This window comes from Veillonella sp. S13053-19, from assembly GCF_002959835.1.
Lineage (GTDB): Bacteria > Bacillota > Negativicutes > Veillonellales > Veillonellaceae > Veillonella > Veillonella rogosae.
In genome coordinates this window covers 286889-299836 of record NZ_PPDA01000008.1, presented here as the reverse complement: position 1 = coordinate 299836, position 12948 = coordinate 286889, and the positions used below count along the sequence as shown (strand labels likewise).

Here is a 12948-nt window from a genome sequence, read left to right as displayed (position 1 = left end):
CTTACCCCTTTTGTATTGTACCGTAGCAAACCCAAGTTTGTGCTTTATCAATATAGGCTGGTACTGTTTCACCAATTGATAAGGAATCGTCTTTTGGGAATAACACCATTTTATTCCCCGAAGTACGACCAAACCACATATCTTCATCGCGAGGACTTGGCCCCTCAACAATAATATCAAACACTTGTCCTTCCATAGGTTTGTTCAATTCATAAGAGATTTCGTTTTGTACATCCATCAATGTTTGCAATCGCACACGCTTAACCTCTTCAGGAATTTGATCATCCATAGTCGCTGCTGGCGTACCAGAGCGTTTGGAATAGATGAAAGTATACGCCATATCATAACGTACGTCTTTCAATAATTGTAGTGTAGCTTGAAAATCTTCCTCTGTTTCCCCTGGGAAGCCGACAATAATATCTGTGGTAACCACTACATCTTTGATTTTCTCACGACAGTACGACAGTAATTCTTTATAATGCTCTACTGTATAGTGTCGATTCATCTTTTTAAGAATACGATCTGATCCTGATTGAATTGGTAAATGTAAATGTGTAACAATGTTGGAAGAACGACCAAGAGCATCAATCATAGATTTGGTCATATCTTGAGGATGACTCGTCATATAACGGATCCGTTCTATGCCAGGAATGCCATCCAAAGCATCAACAAGTGTCCCAAAATCAGTGCCATCTTTAAAATCTAATCCATAAGAGTTAACATTTTGGCCTAATAAGGTAATTTCTTTAAACCCTTTTGCACCTAATTCAGTCACCTCTTTTACGATGGCCTCTACAGGACGGCTGATTTCTCTACCACGAACGTGCGGAACGATACAATACGTACAAAACTTGTTACAACCATTCATAATAGGTACCCAAGCATAGAATGTACCATTTGGTTTAGCTTCTAATTCAGGAAGTACTGTATTATCCATATCTACACTAATTTGATGTGTATGTCCCCGTTGTACTTCTTCAATCATTTCATTAATATGTTGAATATTATGAGTACCTAAGACAATATCGATATGGGGAGCGCGCTTAAACATTTCTGCTTGATTCTTTTGTGCCATACAGCCAGTAACAGCAAGAATCAAGTTTTTATTTTTACGCTTTAGTCTCATTAGCTCACCTATGCGGCCATAGACTTTAGTTTCTGCATTCTCACGCACTGCACAAGTATTTAATAAAATTAAATCTGCAGTTTCCACGTCCTCTGTTGACGTATACCCAACAGATTCCAGCTGATGCGATAAGCGCTCAGAATCGGCAGTATTCATTTGACAACCATAGGTGTAAATATAATAAGACTTCATTCTAACTCCTACACTTTAACAATCTTACGTTTAGTTTCAATAATATTTTTAACTTTAATAGACATGCGCTCAATCGACATACCTGTAATGTATTCAATTTCATTACGTACAGATTTTTGTACTTGCTGCATCAATGTTTTTACAGGATAACCATGTTCAATAACAACAGCCATGTCTACAATGAGACCATTTTGGCCTTTATCACCTTTTTTAAAGGAAATAACACTAGAATCATCAACACCAGCTACTTTTTTAAGGCCATTGCGGATTAATTTGATAATTACATCATCATCAAAGGTAAGTCGTCCATAATAACTGAAAGCAGGACGTACTACAGAACGTTCAAAGCCTTCAGAACCAATTTGACCCAATGTATCTTGGTCTTGTTTTTTCAAAGTACGACGACGCCACATAGTTTTGATTGGATCAATCAAATAACCTCTGAAATGTGGCTTTAATTCCATAGTTGGAACAGGAATAATATGCTTACCTTCTTTAAGGCGAGCATGCTGCGCCTTTTCTATTTCTTTAGGCGTAGCAACATCTTCAATACGAATATATCGATCTGGATTTTGTAAGCCTAATGCTTTTGTTATTTTCTTAACCATGTTATCGGATGTACCAATAATCATGAGTTTATTAGGATTAATTTTATCAAGTTGTTCACGAACTGATTTTACTTGTACTTCATCTTGGAAAATAGCACGGCGAACAGCTTTTAAGCGACTAGACTCTTTTTTAGCAGAAAAACCAGCAACAATTTTATTATCATGGATCAAAATGCCATCATCGATGATGCATTCAATTTTATTTTCGTGAGCCAGTACGAGCGCACGATGACTTTTACCAGTGCCACTACTACCAACAAATGCAATGACTTCCATAGTCTACCTCATTATTTATAACAAACTAATAAATTCTGATACATCATTACCAGATACTAAGTAATCACCAAAATTATCTGGTTCCTTTCCTGGAATTCCATGATAATCAGAACCACCAGTAATAAACAATTTATGTTTTTTAGCTAATGCTTTATATCTCTCCACATCTATATCATTATGTTTGGAATGATATACCTCTATACCATCAAAATCAAAATCTAACATTTCTAATACATATTCATCACTAGATACTAATTTAGGATGTGCCATAACAGCAAAACCACCAGCTTTATGAATAATGTCAATAATATATTGAACCTCAACTTTTACCTTAGGCACATAGCAACGACTGTCCTTGCGAAGAATCCCTCTAAAGACTTCATTAACATCCTTAGCATATCCACCATCAATTAAAAGCTTAGCAATATGTGGACGTCCATAAGCTTTCGTATCAGGAAATTGTTTGATTAAATCTTCTTTTGTAATGTGATAACCTTCGATATTACAGCGTCTTATCATTTCATCGACGCGTTCTTCACGTTTTCTTTTAAAGAACGAAATAAATTCATTTAACTCATTATTATTTTCATCAAAACAATATCCTAAAATGTGGATAGACTTATCTTTATAATCAGCACTAAATTCACAGCCGTTTATAATTTTAATCGTTTCATTAGGATCTAATTCTTGCTGAGCGGTACGCAATGCTTTAATTCCATCAATTTCATCATGATCAGTTAAAGCCATCATAGATACATTGCAATCTAAGGCATGACGCAATAATTCCTTTGGAGTTTTAATACCATCGGAATAAACGGAATGCATGTGAAAATCTACAAGCATAGAGCACCTCCCATTACAAATATCCTATCTTTTAATTATGACCGATTTAGTCTTTTAATTCAAGTTTAGAAAGAAAAATTGCGACCCTAATGAGTATTCACTAGAATCGCAATTTATTATAAATCTTGAAGTAATTCAGTAACCTTAGTTGCTACAGAATCAATGGCACATGGAAGTGCCTCTCCAGACTTACGAATTTGAATTTCTACTTCATTATTTTCAAGCGTATTTTTACTTACTGTAATGCGAAGAGGATAGCCAATTAAATCAGCATCCTTAAACTTAACGCCTGCACGATCTTTACGATCATCGAGCAATACATCTACACCAGCCTCTTGTAATGCAGTGTAGATAGTTTCACTTGTAGACATCAAAGCTTCATCTTTTGCATTAATCGGTACGATAACGGCTTCAAATGGAGCAATAGAACGTGGCCAGATGATACCATTTTCATCATGATATTGCTCAATAGCAGCAGCTAATGTACGAGATACACCGATACCATAGCACCCCATAATCATTGGATTAGGACGACCATTTTGATCTAAGAATGTAGCTTGCAATGCTTCAGAATATTTAGTACCCAATTTAAATACTTGACCTACTTCAATACCTTTAGCATGTTCTAAAGAACCACCACATGTAGGACACACATCATCCTTCGTGATCAAGCGTATAGGAGCAACAATAATATCTTCTACATTAAAGTCACGTTTAGGATTAATGTTTACGTAGTGAGCATCTTTTTTGTTAGCCCCACCACAAACATTGTATGTTTCCATAACAGATTCATCTACAACAATAGCAAATTCTTCTGTTTGTTGTAAGCCCACAGGACTGATAAATCCAGCTGTTAAACCTACTTTTTCCAATTCTTCAGGTGTAGCCATTTCTGGTTCTACAGAACCAAGTACGGCATGTTGTACAGCAACCTCATTAACTTCATGATCGCCACGAACGATAGCTAATACTACTTTACCATCGATAGAGAACACTACAGCTTTAATAGTTTTATGTAGTGGTAAGTTTAACATTTCCCCGACAGCTTCAATAGAGCTAGCATTAGGCGTATCTACAACGGATAACTCTTGAAGAGCTTCTTCTGCTTGTTTCATGATGCCAGGCTTTCCGATTTCGATATTGGCAGCGTAGTCGCATTTAGTGCAATATACGATATCAGCTTCACCGGCTTCAGCGATAGCCATAAACTCATGAGTACCGCTACCACCGATAGCACCACTATCAGCCTCTACGGGACGGAATGTAAGACCACAACGATTAAAGATACGCGTATAAGCATCATACATAGATTTGTAAGATTCTTCTAAGCCTGCTTCATCAACATCAAAGGAGTAAGCATCTTTCATGATAAATTCGCGGCTACGCATCAAGCCATAACGAGGGCGACGTTCATCACGGAATTTACTTTGAATTTGATATAAATTTACCGGCAATTGACGGTAGGAATTAATTTCATTTTTTACGAGGGTCGTAATCATTTCTTCATGAGTTGGTCCTAAGCAGAACTCATTGTCATGACGATCATTAATACGCATCATTTCTGCGCCATATGCATTCCAACGGCCAGACTCTTTCCAAATCTCTGCAGGTTGTAAAATAGGCATCATAATTTCTTGAGCACTAGCACGATCCATTTCTTCACGTACGATAGCTTCAATTTTTTTAATACTTCTCCAACCTAATGGTAAAAAGCTATATAAACCATTTGCAGTTTTACGCATAAAACCAGCGCGAAGCATGAGCTGTTGGCTTACTACATCAGCGTCAGATGGAACCTCACGCAATGTAGGTGCATATAATTTAGTGGCTAACATAAAGACTCCTCATCTAAACTTTCTAAATATTGATCAATTTCTCTAAATAATGTATCTACTAATTCGGCTTCTGGCACAGTCTTAATAACTTCTCCTTTACGGAATACGATACCTTGACCATCGCCACCAGCGATACCAAAGTCAGCTTCGCGAGCCTCCCCTGGTCCATTTACGACACAGCCCATTACGGCAACCTTAATCGGTGCTTTAATAGATGCTAATCGTTCCTCTACAATGCCTGCCATATCAAATAAATTTACTTGGCAACGACCACAGGTAGGACAAGATATCATAGTGGCACCAAAGTTTCGTAAGCCTAAGCTACTTAGAATACTACGACCTACTTCGATTTCATGAATTGGATCTCCTGTTAAAGATACCCGTAACGTATCGCCAATGCCATCAAGAAGTAAAGCACCAATACCCATAGCAGATTTAATAGTACCTTGTTTAATAGTACCTGCTTCGGTAACACCTAAATGCAATGGATAAGGAATTTTATCGGATAATTTACGATAAGCTTCAACCATTAAAGGTACTTCAGTAGCCTTGATAGATAATTTCATTTGACGGTAGTCTAATTTTTCTAGAATTCTTACGTGTTCTAAAGCGGTTTCAACCATTCCGTCAGCTGTAGGATGACCTCCATGAGCATCGAGAATATGCTTTGGTAAAGAACCTGCATTAACACCGATACGAATTGGGATTTGTTTAGGTTTAGCCTTTTCAATAACAGCTAATACCTTATCTTCGCCCCCAATATTACCAGGATTTATTCGCAAGCCATCTACATTATTTTCAATAGCCTCTAACGCTAATCTATAATCAAAATGTATGTCCGCAATCAGTGGAATAGAAATACCAGCTCTAACGGCTTTTAAAGCCTTTGCAGATTCCATTGTTGGAACAGCAACGCGAACTAATTCACAACCAGCCTCTGCTAAACGGTTAATTTCAGCAATCGCCTTTTCCGTATGAACCGGATCTGTTGTAATCATTGATTGAATACTTACCGGTGCATAATCACCAATTTTAACTGTACCTACATAGATACCATTTGTTGGTTTACGTACAATCATTGTAATCTCCCATCTGTCTTATAGTAATCGGAAAATATCCTGAGTCGTTACATATAAGAACAATGCTACCATTAAGGCAACACCAACCATTTGAATATACATGAGAGCTTTAGCAGGTAATCTACGGCCTGTTATAGCTTCAGCTAAAATAATAATCAAATGACCACCATCTAATACAGGTAATGGTAATAGATTAATAACCCCTAAATTAATACTAAGGAATGCAGCAAAGCTCAATAATGGTGCAAAGCCTGATTGAGCAATGGTGCCAGCCATTTGAGAAATCCCAACTGGTCCAGACAATTCAGCAGCTTGAGTGCCACGAATCATATCATATAGGCCACTAAGCATCGCAACAATAGTTTGACCTGTACGGCTAACAGCAAGGCTTAATGATTCACCAATACTATAAGTTTCACGAGTAAAACTAGGATAGATACCAATTTTAACACTATCTTGTTCAAGCTTAGGTATTACTGTAGTTTCAACAGATTGTCCATCCCGTTCTACAACGACAGTTACACCATGATTGGCTGTACCTTGTAAGCTAGGACGAATTTCATCCCAAGTAGTAATTTTTTTTCCATCAATAGTAATAATTCTATCGTTAGCTTTTAAATGAGCCTGTTCCGCAGCACTACCAGAAATGATATTGCCAATAACAGGTTCATTTGTGTAGGTAAGGTTACCTACAGTCACATTAAGGCCAAAGAAAATAACAATGGCCAATAAAAAGTTAAATACAGCACCTGCAGAAATAACAATAAATTTCTTCCACGCAGGTTTATTATAGAAGGAGCGCTCATTAAGAGGCTCATCAGGACTCATGCCCGCAATACGGTTGAAGCCACCAAGAGGAATGATACGAATAGAGTATAATGTCTCCCCTTTTTGTATCTTAAATATGGCAGGACCAAAACCTATAGCAAATTCGTCAACTTGCATACCTGACATCTTAGCTGTAATAAAATGGCCTAATTCATGAATAAACACGATCAAACCAAATACAAATATTGTGGCTAATGCCGTTGTCATATATTCTCCTATAACATCAATGATGTAGCCTTTTCACGGGCCCATCTATCGATGGATAATAAATTATCTAACGTAAAGTCATCTTCTGGCCCCATAGATTCAAGAACAGAAGTTACAACTTTATAAATATCGCCAAAAGCGATTTTATCTTCTAAAAATGCATAAACTGCAGTTTCATTAGCTGCGTTAAATACAGCAGGCTTAAAACCACTGGCACGACCGACTTCATAAGCTAAACGAAGTGCAGGAAAATCATCGTACCGTGGTGGTAAAAATTCCAATTGTAAGGATTTCGTAAAATCAAGATGATTCATACTTAAAACTTCACGTTTGGGATATGTCAAAGCATATTGAATAGGCTCGCGCATATCTGGATTACCCATTTGCGCTAAAATAGCACCATCCTTCATACGGATCATAGAATGAACAATACTTTGTGGATGAACTACTACATCAATATGATCAAAATCAAAACCAAATAGCCAATGAGCTTCAATTACCTCTAAGCCTTTATTAAATAAAGAGGCAGAATCAATAGTAATCTTATTACCCATATTCCAAGTTGGATGTCGTAAGCAGTCTGCAGCTGTAGCAGTTTTAATTTTATCGGAATCCCAGGTGCGTAAAGGACCACCAGAAGCTGTAACGATCAAGGAATCAACATTCTTGCGATCTTGACCTTCTAAGCATTGGAATATAGCACTATGTTCACTATCAATAGGTAAAATTTGTACGCTATACTCCTTAGCTAAAGATGTAATCAACGGACCACCAGCAACAAGGGTTTCCTTATTAGCAAGGCCAATTGTTTTACCCTTTTTAATAGCCTCCACCGTTGGCTCAATACCTGCAGCACCAACAATAGCAGTGACAACCATAGTAGCTTCTTGAATCGTTGCAGCTGCTATGAGGGCTTCCTTACCGCCTACAAGTTTTGTAGGACCTGTATAACGTCCTTGTAGCTCTTTAAAAGCACTTTCATCAACTAGACCAGCTACTAATGGCTGATATTCTTTAATTTGTTTTTCTAAGAGGTCAATATTATGATGTGCCACTAAGGCAACCACCTTGAATTGATCTGGATGTTGAGACACTACATCAAGTGTCTGTGTACCGATTGAGCCAGTACTGCCAATAATACTTAGGTATTTCATAAGTTTCCCTCTATTCGATTAGTACGCGAATAGCAATATATAGACTAATGTGATAGGTGCCGCAAATAGTAAGCTATCGAAGCGATCCAATACACCACCATGACCTGGTAATAAAGTACCAGAATCTTTTACATTACATAATCGCTTAATCTTTGATTCAAATAAATCACCTAATGGTGCTAATATACCACTGATCATCCCTACATGGATACCCATCCACCAAGGAATACCAACGATATACGAAAATACTGCGCCTGTAATGATACAACCTACAAAACCACCAATAAAACCTTCTAATGTTTTATTAGGACTAATTGATGGTACAATCTTACGTTTACCAAATGCACGACCTGCAAAGTAAGCAAAGGTATCACTAGCCCACGTAGTAAACAATAATAACCAAAGTGTAATTGTTCCCCAGTTATGTAGTTCAAAAGGCATTGTTAAAGACATGTATATAGAGTCATGACGAATCATGAGCAAAGAAATCATACCAATACCAACGTATAGCAAACCAAATACGCTAAAGGAGACGCTAGCCATAGAGTATTTATTTTCGCCAAACGTACATAACATGTAATTAGCAAATAAACTTAATACTAAAATAGCTATAGCAAGAATATATTGATAACATGCGAAAGCAATCATCAATAATAACATACTGATGTAACCCCATATAATGGACATGCGTACATGTTTAGCCTTGCCGAGCAAAACAAATTCACGCCACCCTAATAGGGCCAACAGCGTAATAAGAACATCATACACTGGTCCGCCTAACGTAATGGCCCCTAAGGCAATAATAAAACCTATAACAGCGGTAATAACACGTGTTTTTAACATTCTTTATTCCTCATCACGTAAGCCACCAAATCGGCGTTCTCGTTTCTGATATGCCGCAATAGCTTCTAACAAAGTTTCCTTTGTGAAATCTGGCCAATGTAAATCAGTAAACCAGAATTCAGCATAAGCTAATTGCCATAACAAAAAGTTACTAATTCTAAAATCACTACTCGGACGAATCAATAAGTCTACATCGCTAAACTCTTTAGTAAATAATTGAGAGCTTACATAGTCTTCAGTAATATCGTCCGTTGTAATAGTACCCGCTTTTACAGAACTTGCAATATCGCGGATAGTTCTTACTATCTCATCACGTCCACCATAGTTAATAGCTAACTGTAAAGTAAGACCTGTATTATTCTGAGTTAACAGTTCTGCATCCCGAATGATTTGTTGTAACTCCTCTGAAAGAGCGCCAATATATCCAATAAATCGAATGCGAACATTATGTTCATGCATATACTTAACATTATTGTTTAAGTATTCTTTGATGAGAGCCATAAGTAAAGAAACTTCCTGTTCAGGTCGTTTCCAGTTCTCTGTGGAGAAACCATATACCGTAAGAGCTCTAATTCCAATATCGTCAGCAGCGATAACGATCTGCTTTAATACGTCTGCCCCTGCACGGTGACCCATGGAACGTGGCATTCCTCTACGTTTAGCCCAACGTCCATTACCATCCATAATAATAGCAACATGTTTAGGAATAGCATTGCTATCAATAGCAGGCGTATCCGATTGTTTACGGTTAAATAATTTCTTTAGCATAGTCTACCTCGATAGAATGTCCGAAGTCGCTGGCAATCATTGGTCTATATACTAGTATATGTAAACACTCATCTACCTTAGTAATACGTGCTACATAAAATCCTTCGTCTGCAATCTCAAAAAAGCGATTAAAGGATGCCCCAATCATTACCTTAAAAGGAATATGGGCAGCCTGCAAACGAGACTTTGCAAGCTGCCATGGCATTCCAATAAGGCTATTAGAATCTAACATTATACTTCTAATACGTCCTTTTCTTTTACTGCTTTTAACTCATCAATATGCTTAACTTTAGCATCTGTAAGTTTTTGGATTTCATCTAAACCGTCTTTAGCATCATCTTCAGTAATTGTTTTAGCTTTTTCTTCTTTTTTCAATGCATCATTTACGTCACGACGAATGTTACGCACTGCAACTTTAGCATCTTCAGCTTTTTTATGAACTACTTTAACGATTTCTTTACGGCGTTCCTCAGTTAATTGAGGAATAGTTAAGCGAATTTGAGCACCATCATTACCAGGATTTAAACCAAGGTCAGATTGTAAAATCGCTTTTTCAATTGCACCGATCATAGTTTTATCCCAAGGAGCAATCACGATCATACGAGGCTCAGGCACGGAGATATTCGCAACTTGATTAATTGGAGATGGACTGCCATAGTAATCAACCATTACCTTATCAAGCAATGCTACACTAGCACGACCAGTACGAATAGATGCAAATTCATGTTTTAAAGCCTCAATAGACTTATTCATGCGTTCTTCTGCTTGTTGTAACAATTCTTTAATTTCCATTTGAATTATTCTCCTCGAACAATGGTACCAATCTCTTCGCCCTTAGCGGCTTTTGTAATGTTACCAGGAATGTCCATGCTAAATACAATAATAGGAATATTGTTATCTTTACATAAAGTTGTAGATGTAGCATCCATAACTTTTAATTCTTTTGTGATGATATCGTTATATGTTAACTCATCAAACTTAATGGCATTAGGATTCGTCTTAGGATCGGAATCATATACGCCATCAGCAAATTTCTTCGCCATCAAAATCGCATCAGCTTCGATTTCAGCAGCCCGTAATGCAGCTGTTGTATCGGTAGAGAAGTAAGGTTTACCTAGACCAGCACCGAAAATTACGATACGTTTTTTCTCTAAGTGACGAATAGCGCGACGACGAATATAAGGTTCTGCAATTTCTTGCATTTCGATAGCTGTTTGTACACGAGTATCTACGCCAGCTTGCTCTAATGCATCTTGCAATGCTAAGGAGTTCATTACTGTTGCTAGCATACCCATATAGTCAGCAGTAGCACGATCCATACCTTGGTTACTACCAGCCAACCCTCTCCATAGGTTACCGCCACCAACAACAATTGCGATTTCTAAATCAGTGGATATTGCTAAAGCCGCAATCTCTTGCGCGAATTCTTCAACAACATCAGGGTTAATACCAAATCCTTGGTCACCTGCTAATGCTTCACCACTCAACTTCAAAACAATACGTTGAAAGTTTCTCTTTGCCATGTTTTTACTCCTCTATTGCAAAATAAGAGAACACTGTACGGTGTTCTCTTATTGTTTCTTAATTATTTACCAACAGATGCCATTACTTCAGCTACGAAGTCATCTTGGCGTTTTTCAATGCCTTCACCTAAACCGTAGCGAACAAAACGACGTACGTTGATGTTTTCACCGATTTTTGCAATACTTTCATTAATTACATCAGTAACAGTTTTGTCACCATCTTTAATGAATACTTGTTCTAATAGGCAGTTTTCTTTATAGAATTTTTCAATACGACCAGCAACCATTTTTTCCAAAACAGCTTCAGGTTTTGGTTTACGGCCAGCTTTTACGTCTTCTTCAGCTTCTACTTTAGCTTGTTCCAACAATACTTGTTTTTCGTGTTCGATTACTTCAGCAGGAACTTCTTCACGGTTCAAGTATGTAGGGTTAACAGCAGCGATTTGCATAGCGATATCGCGTGCTAAGTTTTGGAAGTCGTCAGTTTTAGCAACGAAGTCAGTTTCGCAGTTAACTTCAACTAAAACGCCGATACGGCCACCAGCGTGGATGTAGGATTGTACTACACCTTCAGCTGCAATACGACCAGCTTTTTTAGCTGCTGCAGCTAAACCTTTTTCACGAAGAAGGTCAACCGCTTTATCGATATTACCGTCAGTTTCAACCAATGCTTTTTTAGCGTCCATCATACCTGCGCCAGTCATGTCGCGCAATTCTTTTACCAAAGCAGCAGTAATTGCCATTATTTTGTTCCTCCTAGTACTAATTAAGGTAAGGATATAGTCCTTACCCTAATTATATATGTTATAGATTTATCTTTCAAATGCTAATCAGAAATGATTAAGTAGCTTTGCAGAATTATTCTGCAGCTTCAGCATTGCCTTCTTCAAAGGATTCGCCTTGACGACCTTCAAGAACAGCGTCAGCCATTTTACCAGCCAACAATTTAACAGCGCGGATAGCGTCATCATTTGCTGGGATTGGGAAATCAACTTCATCTGGGTCGCAGTTAGTGTCAACTGTTGCAACTACAGGAATACCCAATTTTTTAGCTTCTGCAATAGCGATTTTTTCTTTTTTAGGATCAACTACGAAAAGAGCACCTGGCATTTTAGGCATATCTTTGATACCGCCAAGGTATTTTTCCAATTTTTCCATTTCATGACGAAGACCGATAACTTCTTTTTTAGGCAATACTTCGAAAGTACCATCTTCTGCCATAGCTTCCAATTGTTTTAAACGTTTAATACGAGTTTCAATTGTTTTGAAGTTTGTCAACATGCCGCCCAACCAACGTTCGTTAACGAAGAACATGTTAGCACGGATAGCTTCTTCTTTAATAGCTTCTTGAGCTTGTTTTTTAGTACCTACGAACAAGATTACTTCGCCTTGAGAAGCAACTTCACGCAAGAAAGAGTAAGCTTCTTCTACTTTTTTTACTGTTTTAGACAAGTCAATGATATAAATACCATTGCGCTCAGTGAAGATGAATTTCGCCATTTTAGGGTTCCATCTTCTAGTCTGATGACCAAAGTGTACACCAGCCTCTAATAATTGTTTCATTGATACTACTGCCATTGTGGCACCTCCTGTTAATTAACCTCCGCCGCTTCATCCTTCGGGTCACCCAAAATTAGGCACAGTACCAAAGTCCACCGACGTGCAT

At 37.7% G+C, this 12948-nt stretch carries 14 protein-coding genes; all 14 read right to left on the bottom strand.

The genetic code is table 11. The features are described 5' to 3' along the window. Position 1 precedes the first annotated feature (1 nt). Positions 2-1318 carry a tRNA (N6-isopentenyl adenosine(37)-C2)-methylthiotransferase MiaB gene (gene miaB, locus VEHSUH06_RS04875; RefSeq protein ID WP_105097972.1) on the bottom strand — a complete coding sequence of 439 codons (1317 nt, stop codon included), beginning with the start codon at positions 1316-1318 and terminating at the stop codon, positions 2-4. Between the two features lie 8 nt (positions 1319-1326). Beyond that, positions 1327-2202 carry an Asp23/Gls24 family envelope stress response protein gene (locus VEHSUH06_RS04870; RefSeq protein WP_054747531.1) on the bottom strand — a complete coding sequence of 292 codons (876 nt, stop codon included), beginning with the start codon at positions 2200-2202 and terminating at the stop codon, positions 1327-1329. Between the two features lie 15 nt (positions 2203-2217). After that, a complete protein-coding gene (locus VEHSUH06_RS04865) occupies positions 2218-3045 on the bottom strand; it encodes a PHP domain-containing protein (protein ID WP_105097971.1) in 828 nt (275 codons plus the stop codon). Positions 3046-3161: 116 nt separating this feature from the next. Beyond that, positions 3162-4880, bottom strand: a complete 1719-nt coding sequence (locus tag VEHSUH06_RS04860; RefSeq protein ID WP_105097970.1) for a proline--tRNA ligase — start codon at positions 4878-4880, stop codon at positions 3162-3164. Beyond that, positions 4874-5959, bottom strand: coding sequence for a flavodoxin-dependent (E)-4-hydroxy-3-methylbut-2-enyl-diphosphate synthase (gene ispG / locus VEHSUH06_RS04855; RefSeq protein WP_105097969.1), 1086 nt, complete (start codon positions 5957-5959; stop codon positions 4874-4876). Before ispG ends, VEHSUH06_RS04860 begins: the two co-directional genes overlap by 7 nt. 18 nt (positions 5960-5977) lie before the next feature. Continuing rightward, positions 5978-6994: an RIP metalloprotease RseP gene (gene rseP, locus VEHSUH06_RS04850; protein WP_105097968.1), complete on the bottom strand. Its 1017-nt coding sequence runs from the start codon at positions 6992-6994 to the stop codon at positions 5978-5980. 8 nt (positions 6995-7002) lie between these two features. Next, positions 7003-8148, bottom strand: coding sequence for a 1-deoxy-D-xylulose-5-phosphate reductoisomerase (locus VEHSUH06_RS04845; RefSeq protein ID WP_105097967.1), 1146 nt, complete (start codon positions 8146-8148; stop codon positions 7003-7005). Between the two features lie 18 nt (positions 8149-8166). Then, positions 8167-8991, bottom strand: a complete 825-nt coding sequence (locus tag VEHSUH06_RS04840) for a phosphatidate cytidylyltransferase (protein ID WP_105097966.1) — start codon at positions 8989-8991, stop codon at positions 8167-8169. 3 nt (positions 8992-8994) lie between these two features. Beyond that, positions 8995-9759 carry an isoprenyl transferase gene (locus VEHSUH06_RS04835; RefSeq protein ID WP_105097965.1) on the bottom strand — a complete coding sequence of 255 codons (765 nt, stop codon included), beginning with the start codon at positions 9757-9759 and terminating at the stop codon, positions 8995-8997. Beyond that, the gene (locus VEHSUH06_RS04830) at positions 9740-9991 is read right to left on the bottom strand and encodes a hypothetical protein (protein WP_009351441.1); all 252 of its coding nucleotides are present in this window, start codon (positions 9989-9991) and stop codon (positions 9740-9742) included. The genes VEHSUH06_RS04835 and VEHSUH06_RS04830 overlap by 20 nt, the downstream gene beginning before the upstream one ends. Continuing rightward, positions 9991-10551 (bottom strand): ribosome recycling factor, encoded by a 561-nt coding sequence (gene frr, locus VEHSUH06_RS04825; protein ID WP_009351464.1) that lies wholly within the window; start codon positions 10549-10551, stop codon positions 9991-9993. The genes VEHSUH06_RS04830 and frr overlap by 1 nt, the downstream gene beginning before the upstream one ends. Positions 10552-10556: 5 nt before the next feature. Beyond that, a complete protein-coding gene (gene pyrH, locus VEHSUH06_RS04820) occupies positions 10557-11282 on the bottom strand; it encodes a UMP kinase (RefSeq protein ID WP_105097964.1) in 726 nt (241 codons plus the stop codon). Between the two features lie 62 nt (positions 11283-11344). Continuing rightward, complete coding sequence (gene tsf, locus VEHSUH06_RS04815; RefSeq protein WP_009351493.1) at positions 11345-12025, bottom strand: translation elongation factor Ts; 681 nt, start codon at positions 12023-12025, stop codon at positions 11345-11347. Positions 12026-12140: 115 nt separating this feature from the next. Continuing rightward, positions 12141-12860 carry a 30S ribosomal protein S2 gene (gene rpsB / locus VEHSUH06_RS04810; RefSeq protein WP_009351446.1) on the bottom strand — a complete coding sequence of 240 codons (720 nt, stop codon included), beginning with the start codon at positions 12858-12860 and terminating at the stop codon, positions 12141-12143. Between the last annotated feature and the right edge of the window lie 88 nt (positions 12861-12948).